Below are 26,641 nucleotides of genomic sequence, written 5' to 3' on the forward strand. Positions count from 1 at the left end.
CGGATTACTTTACTTGATGTTATTATACCTGATTCAGCGATTAAAAAGGAGGTCTTGAAAATTGATGTGTTTATATAACGCTACCAGTAGGTCCGGTAAGCAGTATGATCCCTGCACGGTTTGAAATCCATTTTTTCATTTTAGATAACTGACCTGGGAAAAGAAACAATTGGTTTAATTGGGGTGTCGCCTGCTGTGGTAACAGACGTATAGCCAGGCTTTCTGAATTATAGACGGGCAGAGTAGACAGCCGGAGAGAGTAAAGGCAATCTTTTGTTTCGAACTGAATGGTCCCATTTTGCGGTTTTCTGACTTCACCTATGTCCATTCCTGAGGTAAACTTATAATAACTAAGGAGTGTTTCGAATAACCTCATCGGTATTTCCCGATGAAATATTCTTTTACCATGGATACGGAAATAAATGGAAGCTTTCTCGGAGGAAGGGAAAAAGTGGATATCTGACGCTGTGGCCTGTGCCGCTGACAACAGGAGTTTATTGGAGAACACAGCTGCGGCATTCAATATTTATCACCTCGCTTTCGTTTGAGTTAGTTTTCGACATTTTTATTGGTTTTCCTGCAAGTTTCGAAAAAAATAAATAAAAATAGTAGAGGAGGACATGGAAGTGAGGACTATTTTTTTGATTGGATTTATGGGCAGCGGGAAATCAAGTGTTGTTCATTACCTGGCTGAACGGCTGGATGTCTGTCATAAAGACACAGATGAGGAAATAATCAAGATGCATGGCCCCATAGCTTCTATTTTTGAGAATTACGGTGAGGAAACTTTCCGCAGATTCGAGACAAATGTCTTGAAAAAAATGCCTGTAGAAGATGCTGTAATAGCTACCGGGGGAGGGATCATCGAGAAAGAAGTGAACAGAAGCTGGTTAATGGAGCATGGTATTGTCGTTCATTTACATACTACGTGGGGGGAAATCAATAGAAGACTGGTCGATGACGAGTCACGGCCATTGTGGCAGTTGCATGATAAAGAACAGCTATTCGAGAACAGACAGTCAAAATATAAAAATACAGCAGATATTTCGATAGTCACAGATGGGAAGTCGCCTGAAGAAATAGCTACAGAAATACTCAGGATTATAAAGATGGAAAATATGGATAAACTACATTCATAGGAGTTCAACAATAAGTAACAATATGACAGAACTCCGTCTAATAAAGGATGGTGGCTGTTATGTCCGGAAACGATTATGTGAAATTCATGACACAGGAAATCGTAAGATATATGGACACCCCGCAAGAGGAAAGGTTAAAACAGAAAGCAGACAAAAAAGGTAACAGTAATGAAATATCCGGTCATTGGTTCGGATTGCTGCCCTTTGCTTTTCGTCTCCTCATCAAGAAAAGTAGCAGGCCTTAATTTCTAAGCGCCTGCTATTTTTGTATCAACAAACCGGATGTTTGCTGGGATAGATAGAATATCCCTCCGTTAACAACCTCTATAGAGACATTTGGCCGGAAGCGTTCTTCTATAGCTTTCAGTTCTTGTTGTAACTGTGAATTTGCCTCCTCGTTATCCTCTTCTTTTTTGTAAAAGTGTTCGAGAAGTTTTCCTTCCTCATAAAGATGATCCCATGCTTCTTTTGCCCATGTGTAATCTTTTGTTCTTAAATATTCCTCTGCATAATTGATCAGTCTTTGATATCCGCTTTTTAAACGGATCATGGGAGTGATTGTATAGCAAAAGTCCGGGATTACCGGAGTTAAAGAGAGCTGTTGTAACTCTTGCATAAAATTGTTTCTTATCGCTCCGTTGATCATTTGCAGACCAAGGGATATCATCTCATCTTTTTTGTGTTTTCCTTTAAAACTGAGCCTCGCGTTGATCACCAGCCAGGGAATCAAAGCGCTTTTAGGGTTTTCGTTATTATTTTCGAACTGTTTGGTTATCTTTCCTTGAACGCTTAGTGTCCGGAAAATCTGGTGGAGCCGCGGACTTCCGAAATGGATCCATTCCCCTTGTTCTTCCCGCCGTTCAGGATTTGTTATAAGAGACAATTTCATCGGCTGGCCAGCCTGTCCGATTTTCTTTATATAATGCCAATAAAATGGCCTGTTCATGATTAATTCATCCATTTCGTCTGTCAGCTGGAAGGTCACTTTTCCATTCTCATTTTCGATGGGTTCGCACTTGTTTGCGATAAAATACTCTGTGATAAATTCATGAAGATTCTCTATTGCCATCTTGCCCCTCCTTTTGCTGGAAATGGCGTTCTTGGGTAAAGGAAATTACCGACGATAGATTTTCCAGTTTGACCTTTGCTTCCCCTTCGGACTGGGATTCAAGAAATATTGAATTTATTTCGTTTTCTACATCCGTTATTTCCAATTCGGCAAGGATTGCATCCAGATTTCCGACCACTCGCTCGAATAATTGAATTTTTTCATAGAGGAGATTTAAAACTTGTTCTTCCATCGTATCCTTTATTGCTAAATTGTATATATGGACATCTTCTTTTTGCCCAAACCTGTGGATACGGCCGATTCGCTGTTCCAGTCTCATCGGGTTCCATGGTAAATCATAATTGATCATATTGCTGCAAAACTGGAGGTTTATCCCTTCTCCTCCTGCCTCTGTTGCAATCAAGACCTGTGCATGGTTCTGGAAAAGCTGCTTCATCCAATCTTTTTTGCTCCTCTTGAATCCTCCCCGGAAAGGAACGGACGAGATTCCATGTTGTTGTAAATACCATTGTAAATAAAGCTGGCTTGCCCTGTATTCTGTGAAAATAATAAATTTTTCATCCTTATTCTTTATCAATTCAACTACTTTTTCTGCTTTTGCGTGGTGAGGGAGCTTTTCAATCTCCGCTAGGACTTCTTCAAATTGTTGTCTTAATGCCATGCCGGGATTGTTGTCAATCATTTTTTTGACCGATAAATAACAGGCTTCCCTGGATGAACAGAGCTCCCTTGTTAATGTTATCGAAGCAAAGCTCGAAGATTGGGAGGATATCTCCCGGAGCATGTTGTAAGTGTTTAATTCAGCTTCCGAGAAGTTAATCCAGACCGTTTCTACTTTTCTCTTCGTCCAATCAACGGCAGTATCCTCCCGACGGTTCCGGACCATCACTTTTTGGACAAGCTGTTTCAGGTACTCATCATTAAATAGATTCTTTCTGTCCTTGCCGAAATTCGCAGTGAAATCTTCATAATTTCCGAGATAACCTGGTTTAAGGATAGAAACGAGATTGAAAATATCGCTCAGCCGGTTTTGCACGGGAGTGGCGGTCAGCAGCAGACAATATTTTTTTTTCAATGCTCTGACAAACTCATAGTTTTTCGTTTTATGGTTTTTAAGTTTATGGGCTTCATCGATCAACACGAAATCATAGGATTGATCAAGGATGATATCGCGGTGTGGCGGACGCTTTGCTGTGTCAATTGAAGTGACAATGATACCGTCCTGGTCCCAGACAGGACGCTTTCCTTGTGAAACAGCCGGTATATAGAATTTCTGGTTCAATTCCAATACCCATTGATTGACGAGGGAAGCAGGCACCAGTATTAAAGCTTTTGTCACCAAACCTCTGATCATGTATTCTTTCAGAATGAGACCAGCTTCTATCGTTTTTCCCAACCCGACTTCATCTGCAAGAAGTCCTCTACCGTTCATCTCTTCTACCACTTGCTGTGCGCACTCCAACTGGTGCGGAAGAAAGTCCATATGCGGTAAATGCCCAGGGGCGGTCAGACCTTTAAATTCAGGAGTTACAGTCGCCTTTGCGGCCAAATAGGACATGTTAAACAATTCCCAGGAAGACATGGACTCGTTGCTCTCTAATGCCTGCTCGAAATCTTCAATAAATTCATTATCACGGTTCAATTGAATATTCATGAAAACACCTACTTTAAAAAATCTATTACACAGAAACAAATGGCTGTGATATAATGAGGCTGAATTTTATAAAATGTACCACAATTCTTAATAATCGGTTTTTGTTATTGATGTATCCGGACTGGCTTTTAGTATGTCCCGATTACGGCAAATTAATATCGCGAATGATTATAAGAGGAGAGACTACGTTCAGTAGCGCCGAAGGAGCAAACATATGTGAATCTCTCAGGCAAAAAGACTCTTGTATGACGCAACTCTGGAGAGTGTTTACTGCGGTAAACTACCCAAGAAGCAAGCCCGTTTGATTCGGGCGAAACTTTCTGGTGAAATGGACAGAGATTTCCTGCAAAAGGGGATCTCTGTCTTTTTTTCGGCATTGATGCTTGGGAAATTACAGAAAAAGGGGATGTATCAAGTGAAGGAAATGAAAAGGACGCCATTGTTTCCTCAATATGAAAAGCAAGGTGCCAAGACAACTGACTTCGGCGGTTGGGAGTTGCCTGTCCAGTTTTCAGGCATTAAAAAAGAACATGAAGCTACAAGAACAGCTGCAGGTTTATTTGATGTATCCCATATGGGAGAAATAATGGTTGAAGGAGACAACAGCAAGTCGTTCCTTCAAAAAATGTTGACAAATGATGTAGAGAAACTCACACCCAAAAAGGCTCAGTACACATTGATGTGTTACGAAAATGGCGGAACCGTAGATGACCTGATCATCTATATGCTAAATACGGACAAGTATTTACTTGTCGTAAATGCAGCAAACACAAAAAAAGATTATGACTGGCTTTTACAACATAAGCCTGCCGACGTCGCTATTAAGGATCAGAGTAAAGATTATGTACAACTGGCTATTCAAGGACCGAAAGCAGAATACATATTACAGAAAATTACCGATACAGACTTGGCTCGGATCGGTTTCTTCCGGTTTGAAAGTCCGGTGAAATTTGATGCAGTGGAAGAGGCCGAAGCAATCGTATCAAGAACCGGATATACAGGTGAGGATGGTTTCGAAATTTACATACCGGCAAATTTTGGCAGCAGACTCTGGGAAGAAATAATGAAGGCGGGACAGGCAGAAGGATTGCAGCCAGTTGGCCTGGGTGCGCGGGACACATTACGGTTCGAAGCGAATCTAGCTTTATATGGCCAGGAGTTAACGGCTGAAATTTCACCGATCGAAGCAGGTCTCGGCTTTGCGGTCAAAACGGATAAAGAAGCAGACTTCATCGGTAAGGAAGCTCTCCGTTTGCAGAAGCAAGAGGGGACGAAACGCAAGCTCGTCGGAATAGAGATGATCGACAAAGGAATACCCCGGCATGGTTATGAAATATTTTCCGGAGAGGAATTAATCGGATTTGTTACAACCGGGACGCATTCACCAACACTGAAGAAAAATGTAGGACTTGCGCTGCTCAAGACATCCTACACAAAACGGAACCAGGAAGTAGAAGTGAAAGTAAGGAACAAGCAATTAAAAGCCAAAGTGGTTGACATCCCTTTTTATAAACGCTCATAGACAAGCTGGAGGAGGAACTGGCAAATGGAGTTTCGTTATTTACCAATGACTGAACAAGATAAACAAGTAATGCTTGAAACAATAGGTATTCGTTCCACAGAGGAGTTGTTTTCAGACGTACCTGCATCAATCAGATACAACGGAAGACTTAACATCAAGTCGCCTGCAAGTGAAGCAGAATTGACAAAGGAACTTACAGCACTGTCGAAAAAGAATGTAAGCCTGAAATCGCATGTGTCCTTTTTGGGTGCAGGGGTATATGAGCATCACATCCCATCGATAGTTGACCATGTTATTTCCAGGTCGGAGTTTTATACGGCATACACCCCTTATCAACCGGAAATTTCTCAAGGGGAACTCCAGGCTATATTTGAGTTTCAGACCATGATAGGTCAGTTGACCGGAATGGATGTGGCAAATTCATCCATGTATGATGGATCAACTGCTTTGGCAGAAGCTGTCAATCTAAGTGCCGCCCAGACGAAAAAGAAGAAGATATTGGTGGCGGAAACAGTCCATCCTGAATCACTCGAAGTTATCAAATCTTATGCCAAGGGGCCGGAGCTGGAAGTAGTGGTCATCCAGCAGCAAGAAGGAATTATGGATCTTGAGAGTTTGAAAGCGGCTGTAGATGAAGATACAGCAAGTGTTGTTGTCCAATATCCTAATTTCTTTGGCCAAATTGAACCGATGGATCGAATTCAAAGCATCTTGGCGGAAAACAAAAAGACGATGCTGATTGTTTCCAGCAATCCTCTTGCGCTAGGTTATCTCACACCACCGGCACATTTCGGTGCAGATATTGTGGTTGGGGATACACAGGTATTTGGGATACCACCTCAATTTGGTGGACCTCATTGTGGTTACTTTGCCACATCGAGAAAACTGATGCGGAAAGTACCAGGTAGATTGGTCGGCCAAACCACCGATGAAGAAGGACGAAGGGGCTTCGTACTGACTTTGCAGGCAAGGGAACAACATATACGCAGGGACAAGGCTACGTCTAATATTTGCTCGAATCAGGCGCTTAATGCGTTAGCTTCCTCCGTGGCTATGAGTTCCTTGGGGAAACAGGGGATAAAAAAGACGGCATGGATGAACATGCAGAAGTCCCGTTACATGAAGAGTCAATTGGAAAAAAGCGGATTGGCCGTGGCATTTCAAGGTCCTTTTTTCAATGAACTCGTCATTAAACTGGATTCGGAGATTGCTGAGGTTAATAAGAGGTTATTACAGAAAGGCTTTATTGGCGGATATGATCTGGGAAGAACGTTCCCGCATTTAAGAAATCATATGTTGGTTGCAGTAACGGAGATCCGGACGAAAAATGAGATTGATTCTTTTGTAAGAGAAATGAGGGATATTAATGGATAAACAAGATTTTCCTTTGATTTTTGAACATAGCAAGGAAGGAAGGACAGGCTTCAGCCTCCCTGACCTAGATGTTCCTGAAACAAATCTTGAACAAGAATTGGATGAAGTATATGTCCGCAAAGAAGCACCTGCCTTGCCGGAAGTAAGTGAACTGCAGATCATCCGTCATTATACGGCTTTGTCAAAACGGAATCATGGGGTTGATTCAGGTTTTTATCCGTTAGGGTCTTGTACGATGAAATATAACCCGAAAATGAACGAAGACATTGCCAGACTTGAAGGTTTCAGTCATATCCATCCGTATCAGGAAACAGAAACCGTTCAAGGCGCTTTGGAAGTCATGTATGATTTGCAAACATCACTTGCCGAAATAACTGGGATGGATGAGGTCACCCTTCAGCCGGCAGCTGGAGCACAGGGTGAATGGACAGGTTTGATGATGATCAGGGCTTTCCATGAAGCAAATGGCGATAGAAACAGGACAAAAGTTATCGTACCCGATTCTGCTCATGGTACCAATCCGGCATCGGCGACAGTTGCTGGGTTCGAGGCTGTAACAGTTAAATCGAATGAACGTGGTACGGTTGATTTAGAGGACTTAAAAAGGGTTGTCGGAAATGACACAGCTGCTCTCATGTTGACAAATCCCAACACACTTGGTCTTTTTGAAGAAAACATTGTGGAAATGGCGGAAATCATTCATCAGGCAGGCGGAAAACTTTATTACGACGGGGCCAATTTGAATGCCATAATGGGCTATGCACGTCCGGGGGATATGGGCTTTGATGTCGTCCATTTGAACCTTCACAAAACTTTTACAGGTCCGCATGGCGGGGGTGGTCCAGGTTCCGGTCCGGTGGGTGTTACCAAAGAATTTGCCAGATTTTTACCTAAACCATTGCTGACTAAGCAAGGGGATACTTTTGGATTTGATTATAACAGGCCCGATTCTATCGGCAGGGTGAAACCGTATTATGGTAATTTCGGAATCAATTTGAGAGCTTATACGTATATCCGGACAATGGGGGCAGAAGGTCTCAAGAAAGTCAGTGAATATGCTGTCCTTAATGCTAATTATATGATGCGGAAATTGGAACAACAATTCTTCCTCCCGTACACACAGCATTGCAAGCATGAATTTGTCTTATCAGGTAAAAAGCAGAAGAAACAAGGTGTCCGCACCCTGGACATCGCTAAACGACTGCTTGACTTCGGCTACCATCCGCCAACCATTTATTTCCCGTTGAATGTAGAGGAAGCCTTGATGGTGGAACCGACCGAGACAGAATCAAAGGAAACTCTTGACGGTTTTATAGAGACAATGCTTCAGATTTCCGAAGAGGCAAGGCATGACCCCGAAATTGTCCAGGAAGCTCCGCACACCACCGTCGTAAAACGTATGGATGAGACGACCGCTGCACGAAAGCCTGTTCTAATGTATGTAAAAGAATAAGCTGACAAAACCCCCTTGGGAGTGAACTGACCCAGAGAAATGAGACTGAATAATAATTTTGTAAAAGGTCGTATATAATTGTAATAATACATGTACGATTCCACTTTTTCTAGTACAATAGAGTTTGTAGGTTTCACCCTTATTTGGGTGTTGAATTCTTCCGACTTTAGCGAGGAATGGAAGGATTCGATTACGGCATTATCAAAGCAGTTGCCTTTTCGGGACATGCTTGTGATAATGCCTTTTTCTTTAGCTAGCTCCTGAAAAGCATACGAGGTGTACTGAGCCCCCTGATCACTGTGTAAAATGACTCCATGTGTCTCTCTTCTTTCACATGCAGCCTCCAACGTGTCTAAGACTAAATGAACCTCTTGGGTATCGCTTACTCTATAAGCTATAACTTCATTGTTGTATAAATCCATTATGGTGGACAGATAAAGCATTTTTTCACCATAAGGNCCTAGATGTTCCTGAAACAAATCTTGAACAAGAATTGGATGAAGTATATGTCCGCAAAGAAGCACCTGCCTTGCCGGAAGTAAGTGAACTGCAGATCATCCGTCATTATACGGCTTTGTCAAAACGGAATCATGGGGTTGATTCAGGTTTTTATCCGTTAGGGTCTTGTACGATGAAATATAACCCGAAAATGAACGAAGACATTGCCAGACTTGAAGGTTTCAGTCATATCCATCCGTATCAGGAAACAGAAACCGTTCAAGGCGCTTTGGAAGTCATGTATGATTTGCAAACATCACTTGCCGAAATAACTGGGATGGATGAGGTCACCCTTCAGCCGGCAGCTGGAGCACAGGGTGAATGGACAGGTTTGATGATGATCAGGGCTTTCCATGAAGCAAATGGCGATAGAAACAGGACAAAAGTTATCGTACCCGATTCTGCTCATGGTACCAATCCGGCATCGGCGACAGTTGCTGGGTTCGAGGCTGTAACAGTTAAATCGAATGAACGTGGTACGGTTGATTTAGAGGACTTAAAAAGGGTTGTCGGAAATGACACAGCTGCTCTCATGTTGACAAATCCCAACACACTTGGTCTTTTTGAAGAAAACATTGTGGAAATGGCGGAAATCATTCATCAGGCAGGCGGAAAACTTTATTACGACGGGGCCAATTTGAATGCCATAATGGGCTATGCACGTCCGGGGGATATGGGCTTTGATGTCGTCCATTTGAACCTTCACAAAACTTTTACAGGTCCGCATGGCGGGGGTGGTCCAGGTTCCGGTCCGGTGGGTGTTACCAAAGAATTTGCCAGATTTTTACCTAAACCATTGCTGACTAAGCAAGGGGATACTTTTGGATTTGATTATAACAGGCCCGATTCTATCGGCAGGGTGAAACCGTATTATGGTAATTTCGGAATCAATTTGAGAGCTTATACGTATATCCGGACAATGGGGGCAGAAGGTCTCAAGAAAGTCAGTGAATATGCTGTCCTTAATGCTAATTATATGATGCGGAAATTGGAACAACAATTCTTCCTCCCGTACACACAGCATTGCAAGCATGAATTTGTCTTATCAGGTAAAAAGCAGAAGAAACAAGGTGTCCGCACCCTGGACATCGCTAAACGACTGCTTGACTTCGGCTACCATCCGCCAACCATTTATTTCCCGTTGAATGTAGAGGAAGCCTTGATGGTGGAACCGACCGAGACAGAATCAAAGGAAACTCTTGACGGTTTTATAGAGACAATGCTTCAGATTTCCGAAGAGGCAAGGCATGACCCCGAAATTGTCCAGGAAGCTCCGCACACCACCGTCGTAAAACGTATGGATGAGACGACCGCTGCACGAAAGCCTGTTCTAATGTATGTAAAAGAATAAGCTGACAAAACCCCCTTGGGAGTGAACTGACCCAGAGAAATGAGACTGAATAATAATTTTGTAAAAGGTCGTATATAGTTGTAATAATACATGTACGACTCCACTTTTTCTAGTACAATAGAGTTTGTAGGTTTCACCCTTATTTGGGTGTTGAATTCTTCCGACTTTAGCGAGGAATGGAAGGATTCGATTACGGCATTATCAAAGCAGTTGCCTTTTCGGGACATGCTTGTGATAATGCCTTTTTCTTTAGCTAGCTCCTGAAAAGCATACGAGGTGTACTGAGCCCCCTGATCACTGTGTAAAATGACTCCATGTGTCTCTCTTCTTTCACATGCAGCCTCCAACGTGTCTAAGACTAAATGAACCTCTTGGGTATCGCTTACTCTATAAGCTATAACTTCATTGTTGTATAAATCCATTATGGTGGACAGATAAAGCATTTTTTCACCATAAGGCAAGTATGTAATATCCGTTACCCACTTTTGGTTAGGGTGATCAGCCTGAAAGTTCTGTTTGAGAAGGTTCGGAACGATACATTTACCCTCCCCGGCGATATGGGACTTTCTTTTCTTTTTCACTCTACATTGGATATGATACTTTTGCATAACCTTTTGAACAGTTTTTCGGTTGACCTTGATCTTATAATCATTCTTCAGTATGCCTCTTACATTTCTATGGCCAAGTCTGTAAGAGAACTGCTTACAAATATTTATGATCAGTTGATGAAGATAAGGCAGTTTATCTGATTTCTTCTTCCAGCGGTAATAGGTGGATTTAGGCACACCGAAACACTCACATATTGTCATCACGGTGTACTTATGGCTTAACACTTCTACAACTTCGACGAATACTTCTGGGACCACTTCCTTTCGATTTCTTGATACTTTCCCATCATTTCTTCCCTCATCTCATAGTAATTAACTTTCTTCTTGAGCTGAGACAGTTCACTATTATCTTCTGGGCCTTTTCCATAAGAATATTGTTTCCCAATAGGCTGAGACAACCTATGTTCTTCTCCCTCTCGAAACCATTTCATCCATGACTTAATCTGAGACTTATTTTTGATTCCGAATTTCTGCATAATTTCCCTGTTCGTTAGATTCCCTTCAAGCTTCAAGCGAATAACTTCCTTTTTTATTTCTTCTGGATAAAACCTTTTCTTTCCCATAAGAAAAACACCTCCAAATGTCGATAATTGTATATACGACTCTTGGGGTGTTTTATCCTGTCTCATATTATTGGGTCACTCTAGCTTCAGGGGAGCCTTCTTTGTGATAATAGAGTGCAACCTAATGCTATGGCTTTATGAAAGGACGGGCCATCCCTTCCTACTTATGCATATGCCTATTCCACTCTAATCCTATCAACCTCATCTGGCGCATCAACTTCTCCCTCCATGCCTTCTAAATACTCAATCATCGCATCCAAGGCAAGAGGACCTGCCACCTCATCTGCACCATCAGTTAACACGGTAAACCCGTCGCCGCCTTCAGCCAAGAAGTTGTTAACCGTAACCGTGTACGGTTGTTCTAGGTCAATTGGATTTCCTTCACTGTCGCTAATCTCTAATACTCTATTTCCAACCGGAGCCTCATCATCCCAAGTATACTGTAGTCCTGAGATTTGCAGGATGTGCGTAGAATCACCTTCCCATTGTTGTTCTAAGACGGCTTTTATCTGTTCTCCGGTCAGTGTCATTTCCACTAGGTTATTACCAAATGGCAGCATGGTGTACAACTCACCCCAAGTGATCGGACCTTCGTCCAAGTCAGCTCGAATACCACCTGGATTCATGAAAGCAAAGTCAGTAACCATTGCAGCACGATGCGAATCAGCTACTAAGTTACCGAGTGCAGATTCTCCGCTGTCATCCTGTATGGAGGTAATTGGTTCTGAGGCATTCGCAATTACTTCGTCCACCAAGTCCTGAATGTCAGCTTCGTAAGTATCAACCATGTTTGCCACTGTTTCATCAGGTTCGATTTGATCATGGTAAGTGGTGACGATTTTAGCTTCTTTAGAAACGATGTCTTTTGTCTTCGGGTCAATCATTAAGTCGACGTCAGAAAAAGCTGTACCACTTGAATAGGATTGAACAATTAACTTTCCATCGATTACTGTATTGGCGTAATCGTGATTATGTCCTCCGAATATGACATCCACTTCGTCATCGATTTGCGGCGCGAATTCGACAACGTCTCCTGATGGCTTGGAACCATCTTGGTCAGAAGAAGCGGGGACATGGGCTAGTACAACAATCGATTGAACACCTTGGTCCTTTAGCTGTTGGACGGCATTGTTGATCGCTTCTGTTTCATCGGTAAACGAAAGGCCTTTAATTCCACTTGGAAGCACACTGTTTTGCGTTTCCGTTGTGACAACCCCGACAAATCCAATCGGCATGCCGTTTACTTTTTTAGTCACATACGGGGGCAGGATGTGTTCACCTGTATCCTCATCGACTACATTTGCCACTGTATAAGGGAAAGAAGCTCCTTCAAAGTCTCCAGTTTGCTCATGTTCCCCTCCATAAATTAAACGGTTCATCTCTTCCACGCCTTCATCAAACTCATGGTTTCCAACCGTCCCTATATCAAAGCCAAGTTTGTTGAGTATGTCAATGGTCGGCTCATCCTGTAATAGTGAGGATACTGGCGAGCTTGCACCGACAGCGTCTCCTGCGTGAACGAGCAAGGTATTTTTATTGTCTTTTTCGTATTGTTTTAGATATGCAGCAAGATACTCTGCTCCGCCAGCCTGTCTTCCATCGATGTCCTGGTATATATCCAGTTGTCCATGAAAATCATTGATTCCCAGCAGCTGGACGTGTTTGTACCTGTTTTGATAGTTGTCGTTTCCAGCCGGTGCTGCGGAAACGGTAGTGCTAAAGAGAGCCACGGATAGAAGGGCGGCTGACAACATTTTTTTCCACATAAAATACCTCCTAGTAGTAATTCTATTAATCCACTTTTCTCCAATGTATAAGTTAAGGGGGAAAATGAACAGGGCAGAAAGTAGGGTTCTACTGGTGTTTAGCCTTCTATATCCCTGGGAAGTTTCTATCATTTCTCGAGATTTACCATAGCTTAACCTTCTATTAAAAGTAGCTAAATAAAAAGACTATATCCTTTTTGGTGAGTACAAAACCGGAAAGGATGATAGAGATGAAAAAAGTGGTCAGCAGTGTACTTGTTGCAGCAACGATGTTCGGNGGGGGTGTTTTATCCTGTCTCATATTATTGGGTCACTCTAGAGTTCCAAGGGGGTTTTCCTTAATATTGAGGACTTTTAGATTTTCGGATTTTACCGTTCCACTTTTTGAAACCGCCTTGCAGCTGATACAGATCATTGTATCCTTTTTTGTTCAAGAGGATGGCGGCTCTGGGTGTACGTGTACCGTTTTGGCAATACATATATATGGGTTGATCTTTCCGGATTTCCCCCAAACGGTTGCGCAATTGAGACAAAGGGATGTTCCTGGCACCAAGAATATGCCCGCCGGCAAATTCCTTTTGTTCTCTTATATCGATCAGCTGGGCTTTCCGGTAGCCCTGTCTGAATTCTTCTTCCGACAAAGTTTTTAAAATTTTTCTCTGTTTCATAAAACGAAAGATCCCAAATACTAATAGGGCTGCCAATATTGCCAGCAATATAACTAATTCCATTCTTGTTCCCCCATTTTCACATTTACTTTCTAATATATTATATGGATGATTATATCATTTTTCAAAGTATTTTTGTGTTTTGGGCTACAAGTGTCATCGATTCCTTTAAGTTGTTTTCAAAAAATGAGATGTTCTTTATTATTTTCGAAATGGTGACAAAAGACAACAAAATTTGCAAATTATAAAAAAGGTGATTTATAATGCCAATTACCTTTGTATCTTTTCTGTTCTCTCTCATGCTTGATATTTTGTTGTTTATCATTTTTGACAGATTAATAGACTCTCGTTCCATTTCTCCATATATAGTGCGAAAAATAAAATCCAAGCACTATATATTGTTTTAAGTATGTGTGATGTGGTAAATTGATTAATACATAGGATTATATATTAGGTGAAGGAGTGATGCTTCTCATGGATACAGCCGTCGAGCGTCAATTGGAGATAAATGTCGAACAATTAAACAAGGATATTGAATCATTTCCTCAAGTCCATGCAATCAGCAAGGACATGAAAATAACACACAAAGGTGTTTCGAGGCTTGTTATGCTTGATCGATATGCTTTTAAGGATACAGAGAAAATTACACTTAAAGAAGGCGACTTCGTCGTCTTGACAGTAAAAGCCGATCCCAAGTTCCCTGCAAGAGGTTTTGGATTCGTCCACTCAATCGATTGGGACAAAAAACAAGCAGATATAAAGGTGGACAAGGATTTTGTTGCAGTTCTTGATAACGAGAAAGAGGCAGAAACGGGGATTGTTACCAGATCTTTGGATGTTATCGACAAGCCATTGGAACTTTTCTATGAACAGATTGCTTTAAGAAATGCCACCGGCCTTGCGCAGGTGGAAACAACAGAAGAAAAACGGAAGGAATCTTTTGAACGTTTTTATGAAGAACTTTCAAGCTTGAACTTTATTCCTGCCGGAAGAGTGTTGTACGGTGCAGGGGCAGAAACGGATGTAACGTATTTTAACTGTTATGTAATGCCGTTTATACAAGATTCAAGAGAAGGAATTTCCGACCACAGAAAGCAGGTAATGGAAATAATGAGCCGTGGTGGAGGTGTCGGAACGAATGGATCCACTCTTCGTCCGCGTAATACATTGGCACGCGGAGTAAATGGCAAGTCCTCAGGTTCTGTATCGTGGTTGGACGATATTGCCAAACTGACACACTTGGTAGAACAGGGCGGATCACGCCGTGGAGCCCAAATGATAATGCTTTCTGATTGGCATCCTGATATTATCGAATTTATCATCTCTAAGATGCAAAACCCGAGAATTCTTCGGTTTTTGATTGAAAATACAGAAGACGAACAAATAAAGAGGCTGGCCAGAGAGAAGCTTAAGTTCACTCCGTTGACACAGACGGAAATCGACTTGTATCAAGGTATTGTCAATTATAAGAACATGCCAGGACTCGGCGGTTTTCCTGAGAGTGCAATCAAAGAAGCGGAAGAAAAGCTGAACACAGGAGGTACATACAGCGTCCACAATCCAGAATTCCTGACAGGGGCGAATATCTCTGTATGTCTGACGAAGGAATTCATGGAAGCAGTCGAAGCTGATGCAGATTATGAACTAAGATTTCCCAATGTCGAAAATTATAACTCCCAAGAGATGGATGATTATAACAACTACTGGCATGAGATCGGCGATGTACGGAGATGGGAAGACAAAGGTTACGGAATAAGGGTCTACCGACGGATGAAAGCCAAGGAATTATGGAATCTAATCAATATCTGTGCGACTTATTCGGCAGAACCAGGGATTTTCTTTATCGACAATGCGAATGATATGACCAACGCGAAGGCATATGGTCAACAAGTGGTAGCTACCAATCCGTGTGGAGAGCAGCCGCTTGCACCTTATTCAGTATGTAACTTGGCTGCAGTCAATTTGGCATCTGTAGCAGATAAAGAAAATAAACGTGTGGACTTCGAAAAGCTTAAAAAGACAGTAGAAACAGGAATTAGAATGCAGGATAATGTTATTGATGCAACCCCATACTTCTTGGAAGAAAACAAGAAACAGGCATTAGGCGAGCGAAGAGTCGGCCTTGGAGTAATGGGATTGCATGATTTATTAATATATACAGAAACAGAATACGGATCTGTGGAAGGCAACGAGCTAGTCGACGAAATTTTTGAAACCATAGCGACGACTGCTTACAGAGCTTCTATCGACCTAGCGAAAGAGAAAGGGAGTTTTCCATTCTTGATCGGGGAAAACGATGAAGAGACACAACGGTTGCGTGAACGGTTTGTTAATACCGGATACTTGAAAAAAATGCCGGAACAAATCAGGGAGGATATCCTTAAATACGGTATCAGGAATTCACATCTGTTAACGGTAGCGCCTACTGGCAGTACCGGAACGATGGTAGGGGTTTCTACCGGGTTAGAGCCATATTTCTCTTTCTCTTATTACAGAAGCGGGAGACTTGGCAAATTCATCGAAGTGAAAGCGGACATTGTCCAAGAATATTTAGAACAAAATCCTGGACAGGATGCTGACAATCTACCGGAATGGTTTGTAACAGCAATGGAACTTAGTCCTGAAGCACACGCCGATACACAGTGTGTCATCCAAAAATGGGTTGACAGTTCGATATCAAAAACTGTAAATGCCCCGAAGGGATATGCAGTGGAACAAGTCGAAGCTGTGTACAGAAGGCTTTATAACGGAGGTGCAAAGGGAGGTACGGTATATGTCGATGGCAGCCGTGACACACAAGTTCTCTCTTTGAAAGCGGAAGATAACAATTTTGATGAAGAAGACAAGCAGAGCAAAACGGAAGGGGAAACAAATAAGCCCCATGTCGTGTTGATGGATACTATTCAAGAGTTGGAAAAGACAAACGTCACGATTGGATCTGAAGTGGGAGATACTTGTCCGGTTTGCAGAAAAGGGACGGTAGAAGATATTGGTGGATGCAACACTTGCACCAATTGTAATGCACAATTGAAATGTGGCTTATAATGACAAAGGGCAGCTTGATGCTGCTCTTTTCACATGCTTTAATGTTTTTTGGGAAGGTTTCTAAGGACTGCTGGTGCAGCTTGTGTATTTCCGGTTACTGTCCGAGAAACATTCTTGTTTCAGTAGTCAATCTATTGTATCCTTTTTATATAACGTGTAAGCAATACTGGGTAAAGGGAATGGAGGAGCAAAATGCCAACACCAAGCATGGAAGACTATATCGAGCAAATATATATGTTGATTGAAGCCAAAGGATATGCACGGGTATCGGATATTGCCGAGGCCTTGCAAGTTCATCCATCCTCCGTTACAAAAATGGTGCAGAAACTCGATAAAGACGAATACCTGAATTACGAAAAATACAGAGGACTGATCCTTACTTCCAAGGGAAAGAAGATTGGAAAAAGGTTGGTATACAGACATGAATTGCTGGAGCAATTTTTGGAACTGATCGGGGTCAATAAAGAAAATATTTATGAAGATGTAGAAGGAATTGAACATCATTTAAGCTGGAATTCCATCGATCGTATCGGTGATTTGGTGCAATTTTTCGAAGAGGACCCAAAGAGAGTGAAAGCCTTGGAGGATATTCATCAAAAAAGCGAAGAGTGATATTGTCAATAAAAAAATCCCGCCATATTCAATGGCGGGATTTTTTTATGATTTGACAACTACTAAAAGGTAGCCCTGTTTTTGCTTTTTTGTTTGTTTCCGTCAATAACACGTAAATGAGTGGCACGAGCTTTACTTGGTTTTTTATGTTTTGTCAAAGGGCTCTTTTTAGTGGCCTGGGAAAACGCTTTTTTGCTTGTAGTGTCTTCCTTGTACTTCATCTTAGATTGTTTTACTGCTTTCTTATACTTCTTTAATTCGTTGGATGTCCTTTTTCTGAGGAAAAAGTAATGAACGACCCCGTATATAATGGCCCCTATTGCAACCATAATCAGAAGGTTTTTAAGAAGAGAAGCAGTGTCCGTAAACAACTGTGTTGCAAAACCCAATACTGCAAGACCGATAAGTACATAAACGAAGAGAGACAGTTTATTGCGATACATTCTTCCGTTCCTCCTTTCAGGATACAATATCTTAAAACAGCAAACACTAAATTCGTAGGTTTCATTAAGGAAGAAGAAATAATCGTCTATGGAACCACATTTCCTAATGGCTCTACTATATAGCTTTACTACCCTGTATACCACTTTTTTCAAACGTTTTATCATTTTCCAGCACTTTTTTGAACGAGTGAATAGCAACATCTACTTGATCGTCTTCTGGTTCTTTAGTAGTAAGCAGCTGAAGCCACAGACCTGGATAACCAAGTACTTTCAAAACGGGAATGTTTCTCACTTTATTGGTTATTTGCAAGACTTCGAAAGAAATTCCGATGACTACTGGTATGAGAAAAATCCGGTTTACGATCCTCCACCAGAGAGGGTCGGTTGCGACAAACATATAAACAAATACACCTACGATAACAGTGAAAAGCATAAAACTGGAACCGCAGCGATAGTGCAAACGAGATTGTGATTGTACACCTTCAACTGTTAGCGGAACACCATTTTCGTAGGCATTGATTACTTTATGTTCAGCTCCATGGTACTGGAAAACCCTTTTGATCAGCGGCGTCAAAGAAACTACGTAAATATAACCTAGTAAGAGCAGCAACTTAAAAAATCCTTCTAATAAGACCTGACCGGGTTTGCTTGAAATAAACGGTTCAAAGAAGTTTGCAACAATCGCAGGTGTGACAGTAAAAATCATTTTCCCGAAAAAGAAGGAAAGTACACCTACAGCCCCTATGCCGATAATAGTTGCGATTTTGGAAGAACTCTCTTCTTTTTTGATTTGCTCATCATCGTCGGGGTGCACATCGTACCTTTCGCTTGAAAAGTTGAGGTGTTTAACGCCGTTTGCGCTTGACTGCACGAGCGCCACCAGCCCTCTTACAAAAGGTATCTTCTTTAAACGTCTAGCTATATTTGATTCTTTCCGTTCTAATGAAAAATATTCAATGCTATTATCTTTTCTCCGTACAGCTGAGACAAAACTGGTTTTACCTGCAAACATGACGCCCTCTATCAACGCCTGGCCGCCGTATGCCGTTTCCTTCTTTTTACTCATTGATCCACCAACCTCATGTCGTTTGTATACTCTATATTTTACTAGAAAAAGGGATTTTTAACTAGCGTCTAAGCAGAAGNGCTTTACTTGGTTTTTTATGTTTTGTCAAAGGGCTCTTTTTAGTGGCCTGGGAAAACGCTTTTTTGCTTGTAGTGTCTTCCTTGTACTTCATCTTAGATTGTTTTACTGCTTTCTTATACTTCTTTAATTCGTTGGATGTCCTTTTTCTGAGGAAAAAGTAATGAACGACCCCGTATATAATGGCCCCTATTGCAACCATAATCAGAAGGTTTTTAAGAAGAGAAGCAGTGTCCGTAAACAACTGTGTTGCAAAACCCAATACTGCAAGACCGATAAGTACATAAACGAAGAGAGACAGTTTATTGCGATACATTCTTCCGTTCCTCCTTTCAGGATACAATATCTTAAAACAGCAAACACTAAATTCGTAGGTTTCATTAAGGAAGAAGAAATAATCGTCTATGGAACCACATTTCCTAATGGCTCTACTATATAGCTTTACTACCCTGTATACCACTTTTTTCAAACGTTTTATCATTTTCCAGCACTTTTTTGAACGAGTGAATAGCAACATCTACTTGATCGTCTTCTGGTTCTTTAGTAGTAAGCAGCTGAAGCCACAGACCTGGATAACCAAGTACTTTCAAAACGGGAATGTTTCTCACTTTATTGGTTATTTGCAAGACTTCGAAAGAAATTCCGATGACTACTGGTATGAGAAAAATCCGGTTTACGATCCTCCACCAGAGAGGGTCGGTTGCGACAAACATATAAACAAATACACCTACGATAACAGTGAAAAGCATAAAACTGGAACCGCAGCGATAGTGCAAACGAGATTGTGATTGTACACCTTCAACTGTTAGCGGAACACCATTTTCGTAGGCATTGATTACTTTATGTTCAGCTCCATGGTACTGGAAAACCCTTTTGATCAGCGGCGTCAAAGAAACTACGTAAATATAACCTAGTAAGAGCAGCAACTTAAAAAATCCTTCTAATAAGACCTGACCGGGTTTGCTTGAAATAAACGGTTCAAAGAAGTTTGCAACAATCGCAGGTGTGACAGTAAAAATCATTTTCCCGAAAAAGAAGGAAAGTACACCTACAGCCCCTATGCCGATAATAGTTGCGATTTTGGAAGAACTCTCTTCTTTTTTGATTTGCTCATCATCGTCGGGGTGCACATCGTACCTTTCGCTTGAAAAGTTGAGGTGTTTAACGCCGTTTGCGCTTGACTGCACGAGCGCCACCAGCCCTCTTACAAAAGGTATCTTCTTTAAACGTCTAGCTATATTTGATTCTTTCCGTTCTAATGAAAAATATTCAATGCTATTATCTTTTCTCCGTACAGCTGAGACAAAACTGGTTTTACCTGCAAACATGACGCCCTCTATCAACGCCTGGCCGCCGTATGCCGTTTCCTTCTTTTTACTCATTGATCCACCAACCTCATGTCGTTTGTATACTCTATATTTTACTAGAAAAAGGGATTTTTAACTAGCGTCTAAGCAGAAGTTTTTATGGATGGAACAAAGCTTGTTTGGCCATTCTAACCAGTGGAGGTGTCAATATTATGGGAAAACAACATTTAGAACAAAACAAACAAGAAAAACCTGTGTCGTTTTTCGGAAGAGCTTTGTTTACTGGCTTCATAGGAGGAGTGATATGGAGTTTTTTCGGTGCTGTTGCATCCTACTTCAACTTCGCTTCGGTTTCACCCGCTACTTTCATCCTGCGTTCCTGGCTGGATGCAGACTGGACTGGCGGCTGGCGAGGTGAGCTTTTATCAATTTTCATCATTGGGCTGCTGTCTATATTGACTGCTGTCATTTTTTATGGTCTGGGAAAAAATATGGATGGTGGAATTTGGCCAAGCGCGATATTCGGGTTGGCTTTGTGGTTTGTTATTTTTTATTTATTTCAGCCTATCTTTCCAAATATCCCGCACATGACTGAACTGAACAGCAACACAGTTGTTACTACTATATGCCTGTACCTTCTTTATGGTACATTTATCGGTTACTCGATTGCCTATAATTATCAGGATATTCAAAAAGCCGATGGAAATAATTATTCAAAAAATAGATAATTATGATAAACTTGATTTGTTGTATGTAAAAAAGGGAGAAACAAGGAGTGTAGAATGCCGATGAATCGTTTATTGCTCCTCAATGGACCTAACCTGAACCGATTGGGAATTCGGGAGCCTTCCATCTATGGAACCGAAACTCTGAAGGATGTCGAAAGCAGTCTGAGGATGCTTTTAGAATCCCATGGATGGCAGCTTGATGCTTACCAGTCCAATCATGAAGGAGAATTAATTGATTCCCTTCATGGGGCGGAGGGGAAATATGACGGAGTGATCTTTAATCCTGCTGCTTATACTCATACAAGTGTAGCTTTGAGGGATGCAATCAGTTCCATTTCAGTCCCGGTGATTGAAGTACATCTATCGAACGTCCATGCGCGCGAGGAGTTCAGGCACACATCGATGCTGGCACCGGTATGCCGTGGACAAATTGTCGGATTGGGTACAACTGGATACCGTATAGCGGCTCTTACGTTCCTGGAAGAAAACAAGAAAGGATGAAAAAGATGGGGAAATTGGAAAAATTGAGAGAATCCATAAAACAGAACAATGTAGATGCTCTGTTAATTTCGAGCGGCCGTAACCGCCGCTATATAACTGGTTTCACCGGGACAGCGGGGGTTGCTTTGGTAAGTCTCGATAAAGCCATTTTCATCACTGATTTCCGCTACACCGAGCAGGCTAACGAACAAGTGGATGGATTCGAAATAATCGAACACAAACAGCCAATCGAACTTGAGATTGCCGATCAAGTGAAAAAAATCGGAGCAAAAACATTGGGTTTCGAAAAAAATGATCTTACATATGCCATATACGAAAGATATAGTCAAACAATAGAAGCCGAACTGGTGCCTGTAGGGGGCCTCATTGAAAAACTGCGATTGATAAAATCGGAAGAAGAGATGAGTATCCTGCGAGATGCAGCAAAAATCGCCGACGCCGCTTTCGAGCATATCCTTACCTTTATAAAACCGGGAGTAAGAGAAATTGAGGTTTCCAATGAACTTGAATTTTTCATGAGAAAACAGGGGGCAACTTCCTCCAGTTTCGATATCATCGTTGCCTCCGGCCTTCGTTCAGCCTTGCCGCATGGAGTGGCATCCTCTAAGAAGATACAAGCTGGAGAACTGGTCACGATGGACTTTGGAGCTTTGTACAAGGGCTATGCTTCTGATATTACCCGGACAGTCGCTGTCGGAGAAATTTCCGATGAATTGAAAACAATCTATGATACTGTTTTGGAAGCTCAATTGAAAGGAATGGAAGGAATAAAAGCTGGTATCACCGGGAAAGAGGCCGATGCTTTGACAAGAGATCATATCGAGTCGAAGGGATATGGACAATATTTCGGCCATTCTACCGGACATGGTATTGGCCTGGATGTACATGAAGGGCCTATGCTTTCTTATCGATCCGACCAAAAGCTTGAAGCTGGAATGGTCGTCACTGTTGAACCGGGCATCTATGTCCCTGATACGGGTGGCTGCAGAATCGAAGACGATACTTTGGTTACAGAGCAAGGCAACGAGTCGTTGACATTTGCACCGAAAGAACTAATCACTTTATAGTAAGGGAACAAGGAGGAAATAGAAATGATTTCAGTAAATGACTTTAGGACCGGATTGACAATAGAAGTGGATAACGGTATCTGGCAGGTTATTGACTTTCAACATGTAAAGCCAGGAAAAGGTGCAGCATTTGTTCGCTCAAAACTCCGTAATTTGCGGAATGGAAGTATTCAGGAAAAAACGTTCAGGGCCGGAGAAAAAGTAAATCGTGCCCATATCGAGAATAATAAAATGCAGTACCTTTATTCTTCGGGAACAACTCACACATTCATGGACACCAACACTTATGAACAACTGGAGCTGCAGACAAGCCAGATTGAAAACGAGTTAAAATTCTTAAAAGAGAATATGGAAGTAAGTATTATGACATACCAAGGAGAGACAATTGGAGTTTCTCTGCCGAATAATGTGGAACTGACGGTGACTGAAACAGAACCTGGAGTTAAAGGTGACACCGCAAGCGGTGGTACAAAGCCTGCTACTTTGGAAACAGGTTTAATCGTTCAAGTGCCTTTCTTTGTCAATGAAGGCGACGTACTTGTCATTAATACAAGTGACGGAAAATATGTTTCGCGTGCCAACTGATGGCAGTTTGGAAAAAGCCGGACCCAAGAATGGGTCCGGCTTTTTTTTTGTGCTCTTTAATAGCTCCTATTGAATAATGAATCAACTGGAAAGGGCTGTTTAGTCATAAACAGGACAAGCGGGCATACATTGTTGTTAAGGGCCAAGCATTAAGTTTAGAACAAAGTGGGGGACATGGTAGTGGAAGAAATAATAAAGCTTTTCCCTAATCCTATAAACAAGTTGATCATTCACGAAATTGGTAATCGCTGGACAAGCCTCCAGGAAATTCGATTCAGGATATCACGGCCGGTTGAATTGATTTTTGACAGCGGGATAGAGTGGATCAATAGACTTTATCCTACAGAAGACGATGGGATCCACCTGTTAAATCAGTTGAGTCAATTTTCTTTATACAGATTGGAAGAGGAATTGCGGGAGGGGTTTATAACCATCGAAGGCGGGCACCGAATAGGCCTGTCGGGAAGGGTCAATACGGAGAATGGCTGTGTCAAAGCTATCAAAAATATCTCATCTTTCAACATCAGAATTGCAAAGGAAAAGATAGGTGCAGCCAGATCTGTCATTCCTTTCTTGTATGATGAGGGCTATCAAAACACATTGATAATTGGCCCTCCGCAAAGCGGTAAGACAACGTTGCTGCGGGATACCACCCGCCTAATATCAAGTGGATGGGGGAAAGTACTTGCGCAGAAAACAGGAGTGATAGATGAAAGATCCGAGATAGGCGGCAGTATAAGAGGAATACCTCAGCATGATCTCGGTATCAGGACAGATTTACTTGATGCGTGCCCGAAAGCAGAGGGCATGATGATGATGATTCGCTCGATGTCTCCTGAAGTGTTGGTAGTAGATGAAATTGGAGGCGAAGAAGATGTCAAGGCATTGATGGAAGCCGTCCATGCCGGAGTTCAAGTCATATGTACTGTACACGGCCATACTTTAGATGAAATAAGAAGAAGGCCATCCTTCCTGCCGCTTTTTCAACAACAGACCTTCCGGAGGTTCATTGTGCTCGAAAGACATTCGGCAGGTATTGTCAGACAGGTGCTGAACAATACTGGCGAGAACATATACAGGAAACCAGGGAGTGGAAAAGATGAAGTGGATTGGGGCTATGATTCTTCTTATAGCTACAAGCTGGGCAGGGATTGAATTTGCAAAAAAGCTGACAGACCGCCCGAAACAAATCCGCCAATTAAAAAATGCCCTGCAGGTAATGGAAGCGGAGATTCTATACAGTCATGCCACCATAGCCGAAGCTTGTATATCCGTTGCCCGTCAGCTCCCAAGACCCGTCTCTGAATTCTTTGAGAAAGTGGGCGTGGAGCTCGGTAAGAGAAATAGAGACCTGTATGAAATCTGGGTTGAAAACCTGGATGATATCTGGCAGTTTGTCTCGTTGCGGGAGAATGAGAAGGAAATACTGCGTCAGTTTGGCAGAACGTTGGGTCAGCACGATTTTATCCAGCAACAGAAACATATCCAGCTGGCCTTGTCGCATCTTGAAAGAGAACTGCAAGAAGCACTGGAACAACAGAACAGATACAGCAAAATGGTAAAGAGTCTTGGTTTTTTGACCGGTTTATTGCTGGTATTGCTTTTGATTTAGAAAGGAAAGGAGCAATATATCATGTTAGACGATGCTTCTATATTATTTCAGATTGCAGGAATAGGGATTATCGTTGCCATGATCCATACCATCTTGAAACAAATGGGCAAAGAAGAAATTGCGCAGTTTGCTACTCTTGTGGGTTTTATCATCGTATTGATCGTAGTCATTGACGAGATATCAGATTTGTTTCAGCAAATAAAATCTGTCTTCCTGTTCCAAGGATAGATTAAATGGAAATATTTCAAGTTGTAAGCCTGGGGTTAGTGGCAAGCCTTCTGTTCATCGTCCTGAAGGATCAGAAAGCTTCTCTGGCATTTCTTCTGATTTTAGTTACTGGCATCATTATTTTTCTCACTATTGTTCCGAAAATAGCAGAAGTGTTTGCATTGATCGAGAATATAGGACAGAAAGCGAACGTTAATGGTATCTATATAGAAACAATTCTAAAAATTATCGGAATTGCTTATATTGCCGATTTCGGGGCTCACCTTACAAGAGATGCCGGTTTGAATTCAGTTGCTGCCAAAATAGAACTCGCAGGTAAAGTGTTTATATTAGTGTTGGCTGTTCCAATTCTCACAGCAGTGATTGAAACCATCCTGGGGTTTTTACCGGTTTAGCCAATAAAGAGGCGGGAGATGTCTATGGTCTGTGTAACAAAAAAAGCTGTTTTTCTACTGACCATCCTCCTTTTTGTCGCTGTCATCCCATATTCCGTCGATGCAACCATCAACCCGGACATCGGCGCTGACATAAATCCGGATACTGACCAAGAGTTAAGTCCGGAAGAAGAACTCGAGTTGGATACTTTCCAATCCATTTCTTTCGACGAAGTGAGAGAATATTGGGATTTGCTGGTCGATGAGTATGGAGGGTACTTGCCAGGAATAGAAAAATCGACTTTCTTTGAATTTGTGAAAAACCAAAATTCCCTTTCATTAAAAGACTGGGCAACTGGACTTATAAAATACTTGTTTCATGAAGTAGTCATGAATGGAAAGTTGTTGGGGATGCTCATCATGCTGACACTTTTTTGTGTCATTCTTCAAACATTGCAGTCTTCTTTCGAAAACCAGAACATCAGCAAGATCGCTTATGCAATAGTATATCTGGTCCTTATAGTCCTCGCACTGAACAGTTTTCACCTAGCAGCTTCCTATGCCAAAGAAGCGATTGAAACAATGAGTAGTTTCATGGTTGCACTGTTGCCATTGTTGCTAGGACTGATGGCATCTTTCGGCAGCGTGGCATCTGTGTCTTTTTTCCATCCGATGGTGATTTTTCTGATCCATATAAGTGTCTTGCTTATTTCGACGGTCGTGCTCCCCCTATTCTTTTTATCTGCATTGCTTTCCATAGTCAGTACGCTGAATGAAAATTATAAAGCGACACAACTGGCCGATTTATTAAAAAATACCGGAATCGGATTGTTGGGGGTTTTTCTTACCGCCTTTCTCGGCGTGATTTCTGTTCAAGGAGCGACAAGTGCCATCCAGGACGGAGTTGCTATGAAGACAGCCAAATTTGTCACAGGCAATTTTATTCCCGTGGTGGGCAGGATGTTTACAGATGCAGCTGACACTGTGTTAAGTGCATCCTTATTGCTCAAAAACGCCGTAGGCCTTGTCGGTGTGATCATGATACTTGGATTGGCTATTTTTCCTGCTGTGAAGGTTTTTGTCATCGCAATTATTTATAAGTTGGCTTCAGCTCTTTTGCAGCCGATCGGGGAAGGACCGGTCATTACTTGTATGGATACGATCAGTAAACACATAATTTACATCTTTGCGGCACTTTTGATCGTCACCTTGATGTTCTTTTTAGCGATTGTGATATTAGTTGCCTCCAGTAATTTAACCGTAATGCTTAGATGAACAGGAGGGGATTCTAATAGGACTTCTGACGGAATGGATAGCTCAAATCATCTTA

General features: G+C 41.8%; 26 protein-coding genes, 2 pseudogenes and 1 riboswitch. Of the genes and pseudogenes, 17 read left to right on the plus strand and 11 right to left on the minus strand.

All coding sequences use genetic code 11. From position 1 onward, the window contains the following. Nucleotides 1–70 precede the first annotated feature (70 nt). Nucleotides 71–523 (minus strand): ATPase, T2SS/T4P/T4SS family, encoded by a 453-nt coding sequence (locus CZ434_RS02195; protein WP_077621585.1) that lies wholly within the window; start codon nt 521–523, stop codon nt 71–73. A gap of 103 nt (nt 524–626) precedes the next feature. On the opposite strand from CZ434_RS02195, the gene CZ434_RS02200 reads away from it, so the two are divergent. Together CZ434_RS02200 and CZ434_RS02205 are read left to right on the plus strand one after the other, a co-directional pair. Further along, nucleotides 627–1,139: a shikimate kinase gene (locus tag CZ434_RS02200; RefSeq protein WP_245830913.1), complete on the plus strand. Its 513-nt coding sequence runs from the start codon at nt 627–629 to the stop codon at nt 1,137–1,139. A gap of 59 nt (nt 1,140–1,198) precedes the next feature. Further along, nucleotides 1,199–1,384: a YqzE family protein gene (locus CZ434_RS02205; RefSeq protein ID WP_077621587.1), complete on the plus strand. Its 186-nt coding sequence runs from the start codon at nt 1,199–1,201 to the stop codon at nt 1,382–1,384. Between the two features lie 14 nt (nt 1,385–1,398). Here CZ434_RS02205 and CZ434_RS02210 read toward each other — a convergent pair whose 3' ends face one another. Together CZ434_RS02210 and CZ434_RS02215 are read right to left on the minus strand one after the other, a co-directional pair. Beyond that, nucleotides 1,399–2,208 (minus strand): YqhG family protein, encoded by an 810-nt coding sequence (locus CZ434_RS02210; protein WP_077621588.1) that lies wholly within the window; start codon nt 2,206–2,208, stop codon nt 1,399–1,401. Continuing rightward, nucleotides 2,186–3,862, minus strand: coding sequence for a DEAD/DEAH box helicase (locus tag CZ434_RS02215; protein WP_077621589.1), 1,677 nt, complete (start codon nt 3,860–3,862; stop codon nt 2,186–2,188). Before CZ434_RS02215 ends, CZ434_RS02210 begins: the two co-directional genes overlap by 23 nt. 164 nt (nt 3,863–4,026) lie before the next feature. Continuing rightward, nucleotides 4,027–4,113, plus strand: a riboswitch (glycine riboswitch). 164 nt (nt 4,114–4,277) lie between these two features. On the opposite strand from CZ434_RS02215, the gene gcvT reads away from it, so the two are divergent. From gcvT to gcvPB (CZ434_RS02230), 3 genes are read left to right on the plus strand one after another with little or no spacing between them, the layout of a single operon-like run. Further along, nucleotides 4,278–5,384 (plus strand): glycine cleavage system aminomethyltransferase GcvT, encoded by a 1,107-nt coding sequence (gene gcvT / locus CZ434_RS02220; protein ID WP_179107349.1) that lies wholly within the window; start codon nt 4,278–4,280, stop codon nt 5,382–5,384. 24 nt (nt 5,385–5,408) lie between these two features. Beyond that, complete coding sequence (gene gcvPA, locus CZ434_RS02225) at nt 5,409–6,758, plus strand: aminomethyl-transferring glycine dehydrogenase subunit GcvPA (protein ID WP_077621590.1); 1,350 nt, start codon at nt 5,409–5,411, stop codon at nt 6,756–6,758. Next, nucleotides 6,751–8,211 carry an aminomethyl-transferring glycine dehydrogenase subunit GcvPB gene (gene gcvPB / locus CZ434_RS02230; RefSeq protein WP_077621591.1) on the plus strand — a complete coding sequence of 487 codons (1,461 nt, stop codon included), beginning with the start codon at nt 6,751–6,753 and terminating at the stop codon, nt 8,209–8,211. Before gcvPA ends, gcvPB (CZ434_RS02230) begins: the two co-directional genes overlap by 8 nt. Before the next feature lie 53 nt (nt 8,212–8,264). Here the strand turns inward: gcvPB (CZ434_RS02230) and CZ434_RS22420 are convergent. Next, nucleotides 8,265–8,669, minus strand: a pseudogene (locus CZ434_RS22420) (DDE-type integrase/transposase/recombinase); the annotation flags it as partial. Here CZ434_RS22420 and gcvPB (CZ434_RS02240) point away from each other — a divergent pair. Then, nucleotides 8,624–10,060, plus strand: coding sequence for an aminomethyl-transferring glycine dehydrogenase subunit GcvPB (gene gcvPB, locus CZ434_RS02240; protein ID WP_077621592.1), 1,437 nt, complete (start codon nt 8,624–8,626; stop codon nt 10,058–10,060). The pseudogene CZ434_RS22420 and the gene gcvPB (CZ434_RS02240) overlap by 46 nt on opposite strands. Before the next feature lie 53 nt (nt 10,061–10,113). On the opposite strand, the pseudogene CZ434_RS21700 reads toward gcvPB (CZ434_RS02240), so the two are convergent. From CZ434_RS21700 to CZ434_RS02260, 3 genes and pseudogenes are all read right to left on the minus strand, one after another. Beyond that, nucleotides 10,114–11,231, minus strand: a pseudogene (locus CZ434_RS21700) (IS3 family transposase); the annotation flags it as partial. A 176-nt stretch (nt 11,232–11,407) separates the two neighbouring features. Continuing rightward, entirely contained in the window at nt 11,408–12,997 is a 1,590-nt protein-coding gene (locus tag CZ434_RS02255; protein ID WP_077621594.1) for a bifunctional metallophosphatase/5'-nucleotidase, read from the minus strand. Between the two features lie 338 nt (nt 12,998–13,335). Next, complete coding sequence (locus tag CZ434_RS02260; RefSeq protein WP_077621595.1) at nt 13,336–13,728, minus strand: rhodanese-like domain-containing protein; 393 nt, start codon at nt 13,726–13,728, stop codon at nt 13,336–13,338. A 411-nt stretch (nt 13,729–14,139) separates the two neighbouring features. Between CZ434_RS02260 and CZ434_RS02270 the strand changes: the two genes are divergently transcribed. Next, on the plus strand, nt 14,140–16,710 hold the full coding sequence (locus CZ434_RS02270; protein ID WP_077621597.1) for a vitamin B12-dependent ribonucleotide reductase: 2,571 nt from the start codon (nt 14,140–14,142) through the stop codon (nt 16,708–16,710). Nucleotides 16,711–16,902: 192 nt separating this feature from the next. Continuing rightward, a complete protein-coding gene (gene mntR / locus CZ434_RS02275) occupies nt 16,903–17,322 on the plus strand; it encodes a transcriptional regulator MntR (RefSeq protein WP_077621598.1) in 420 nt (139 codons plus the stop codon). A gap of 62 nt (nt 17,323–17,384) precedes the next feature. Here mntR and CZ434_RS02280 read toward each other — a convergent pair whose 3' ends face one another. The 4 genes from CZ434_RS02280 to CZ434_RS02295 form a co-directional block, all read right to left on the minus strand. After that, nucleotides 17,385–17,765 carry an SA1362 family protein gene (locus CZ434_RS02280; protein WP_077621599.1) on the minus strand — a complete coding sequence of 127 codons (381 nt, stop codon included), beginning with the start codon at nt 17,763–17,765 and terminating at the stop codon, nt 17,385–17,387. Between the two features lie 115 nt (nt 17,766–17,880). Next, complete coding sequence (locus CZ434_RS02285) at nt 17,881–18,831, minus strand: DUF1385 domain-containing protein (protein ID WP_077621600.1); 951 nt, start codon at nt 18,829–18,831, stop codon at nt 17,881–17,883. A gap of 61 nt (nt 18,832–18,892) precedes the next feature. Next, a complete protein-coding gene (locus CZ434_RS22755) occupies nt 18,893–19,426 on the minus strand; it encodes an SA1362 family protein (RefSeq protein ID WP_425441997.1) in 534 nt (177 codons plus the stop codon). Further along, nucleotides 19,341–20,291: a DUF1385 domain-containing protein gene (locus tag CZ434_RS02295; RefSeq protein WP_077621600.1), complete on the minus strand. Its 951-nt coding sequence runs from the start codon at nt 20,289–20,291 to the stop codon at nt 19,341–19,343. Before CZ434_RS02295 ends, CZ434_RS22755 begins: the two co-directional genes overlap by 86 nt. A gap of 137 nt (nt 20,292–20,428) precedes the next feature. Between CZ434_RS02295 and CZ434_RS02300 the strand changes: the two genes are divergently transcribed. From CZ434_RS02300 to spoIIIAE, 9 genes are all read left to right on the plus strand, one after another. Beyond that, nucleotides 20,429–20,944 (plus strand): YqhR family membrane protein, encoded by a 516-nt coding sequence (locus CZ434_RS02300; RefSeq protein ID WP_077621602.1) that lies wholly within the window; start codon nt 20,429–20,431, stop codon nt 20,942–20,944. Nucleotides 20,945–21,004: 60 nt separating this feature from the next. Then, the gene (gene aroQ, locus CZ434_RS02305) at nt 21,005–21,445 is read left to right on the plus strand and encodes a type II 3-dehydroquinate dehydratase (protein ID WP_077625040.1); all 441 of its coding nucleotides are present in this window, start codon (nt 21,005–21,007) and stop codon (nt 21,443–21,445) included. Nucleotides 21,446–21,450: 5 nt separating this feature from the next. Continuing rightward, nucleotides 21,451–22,512, plus strand: a complete 1,062-nt coding sequence (locus CZ434_RS02310) for a M24 family metallopeptidase (RefSeq protein WP_077621603.1) — start codon at nt 21,451–21,453, stop codon at nt 22,510–22,512. A 24-nt stretch (nt 22,513–22,536) separates the two neighbouring features. Next, the gene (efp, locus tag CZ434_RS02315) at nt 22,537–23,097 is read left to right on the plus strand and encodes an elongation factor P (RefSeq protein ID WP_077621604.1); all 561 of its coding nucleotides are present in this window, start codon (nt 22,537–22,539) and stop codon (nt 23,095–23,097) included. Between the two features lie 180 nt (nt 23,098–23,277). Further along, the gene (gene spoIIIAA, locus CZ434_RS02320; RefSeq protein ID WP_077621605.1) at nt 23,278–24,252 is read left to right on the plus strand and encodes a stage III sporulation protein AA; all 975 of its coding nucleotides are present in this window, start codon (nt 23,278–23,280) and stop codon (nt 24,250–24,252) included. Beyond that, nucleotides 24,197–24,709, plus strand: coding sequence for a stage III sporulation protein SpoIIIAB (spoIIIAB, locus tag CZ434_RS02325; protein ID WP_077621606.1), 513 nt, complete (start codon nt 24,197–24,199; stop codon nt 24,707–24,709). Before spoIIIAA ends, spoIIIAB begins: the two co-directional genes overlap by 56 nt. Nucleotides 24,710–24,730: 21 nt before the next feature. Then, a complete protein-coding gene (gene spoIIIAC / locus CZ434_RS02330) occupies nt 24,731–24,937 on the plus strand; it encodes a stage III sporulation protein AC (protein WP_077621607.1) in 207 nt (68 codons plus the stop codon). Between the two features lie 5 nt (nt 24,938–24,942). After that, the gene (spoIIIAD, locus tag CZ434_RS02335; protein WP_077621608.1) at nt 24,943–25,332 is read left to right on the plus strand and encodes a stage III sporulation protein AD; all 390 of its coding nucleotides are present in this window, start codon (nt 24,943–24,945) and stop codon (nt 25,330–25,332) included. A gap of 24 nt (nt 25,333–25,356) precedes the next feature. Beyond that, nucleotides 25,357–26,586, plus strand: coding sequence for a stage III sporulation protein AE (spoIIIAE, locus tag CZ434_RS02340; RefSeq protein ID WP_077621609.1), 1,230 nt, complete (start codon nt 25,357–25,359; stop codon nt 26,584–26,586). The last annotated feature ends 55 nt before the right edge of the window (nt 26,587–26,641 follow it).

This window comes from Sediminibacillus massiliensis (assembly GCF_900156915.1).
In the GTDB taxonomy this organism is placed as follows: domain Bacteria; phylum Bacillota; class Bacilli; order Bacillales; family Amphibacillaceae; genus Sediminibacillus_A; species Sediminibacillus_A massiliensis.

Excerpts from the sequence above, each read along its gene's own strand:
- CZ434_RS02205 (WP_077621587.1), top strand. The coding sequence starts at position 1,199 with ATGTCCGGAAACGATTATGTGAAATTCATGACACAGGAAATCGTAAGA.
- CZ434_RS02210 (WP_077621588.1), bottom strand. The coding sequence starts at position 2,208 with ATGGCAATAGAGAATCTTCATGAATTTATCACAGAGTATTTTATCGCA.
- CZ434_RS02215 (WP_077621589.1), bottom strand. The coding sequence starts at position 3,862 with ATGAATATTCAATTGAACCGTGATAATGAATTTATTGAAGATTTCGAG.
- gcvPA (WP_077621590.1), top strand. The coding sequence starts at position 5,409 with ATGGAGTTTCGTTATTTACCAATGACTGAACAAGATAAACAAGTAATG.
- gcvPB (WP_077621591.1), top strand. The coding sequence starts at position 6,751 with ATGGATAAACAAGATTTTCCTTTGATTTTTGAACATAGCAAGGAAGGA.
- CZ434_RS02255 (WP_077621594.1), bottom strand. The coding sequence starts at position 12,997 with ATGTGGAAAAAAATGTTGTCAGCCGCCCTTCTATCCGTGGCTCTCTTT.
- CZ434_RS02260 (WP_077621595.1), bottom strand. The coding sequence starts at position 13,728 with ATGGAATTAGTTATATTGCTGGCAATATTGGCAGCCCTATTAGTATTT.
- CZ434_RS02270 (WP_077621597.1), top strand. The coding sequence starts at position 14,140 with ATGGATACAGCCGTCGAGCGTCAATTGGAGATAAATGTCGAACAATTA.
- mntR (WP_077621598.1), top strand. The coding sequence starts at position 16,903 with ATGCCAACACCAAGCATGGAAGACTATATCGAGCAAATATATATGTTG.
- CZ434_RS02280 (WP_077621599.1), bottom strand. The coding sequence starts at position 17,765 with ATGTATCGCAATAAACTGTCTCTCTTCGTTTATGTACTTATCGGTCTT.
- CZ434_RS02285 (WP_077621600.1), bottom strand. The coding sequence starts at position 18,831 with ATGAGTAAAAAGAAGGAAACGGCATACGGCGGCCAGGCGTTGATAGAG.
- CZ434_RS02295 (WP_077621600.1), bottom strand. The coding sequence starts at position 20,291 with ATGAGTAAAAAGAAGGAAACGGCATACGGCGGCCAGGCGTTGATAGAG.
- CZ434_RS02300 (WP_077621602.1), top strand. The coding sequence starts at position 20,429 with ATGGGAAAACAACATTTAGAACAAAACAAACAAGAAAAACCTGTGTCG.
- aroQ (WP_077625040.1), top strand. The coding sequence starts at position 21,005 with ATGAATCGTTTATTGCTCCTCAATGGACCTAACCTGAACCGATTGGGA.
- CZ434_RS02310 (WP_077621603.1), top strand. The coding sequence starts at position 21,451 with ATGGGGAAATTGGAAAAATTGAGAGAATCCATAAAACAGAACAATGTA.
- efp (WP_077621604.1), top strand. The coding sequence starts at position 22,537 with ATGATTTCAGTAAATGACTTTAGGACCGGATTGACAATAGAAGTGGAT.
- spoIIIAB (WP_077621606.1), top strand. The coding sequence starts at position 24,197 with ATGAAGTGGATTGGGGCTATGATTCTTCTTATAGCTACAAGCTGGGCA.
- spoIIIAC (WP_077621607.1), top strand. The coding sequence starts at position 24,731 with ATGTTAGACGATGCTTCTATATTATTTCAGATTGCAGGAATAGGGATT.
- spoIIIAD (WP_077621608.1), top strand. The coding sequence starts at position 24,943 with ATGGAAATATTTCAAGTTGTAAGCCTGGGGTTAGTGGCAAGCCTTCTG.
- spoIIIAE (WP_077621609.1), top strand. The coding sequence starts at position 25,357 with ATGGTCTGTGTAACAAAAAAAGCTGTTTTTCTACTGACCATCCTCCTT.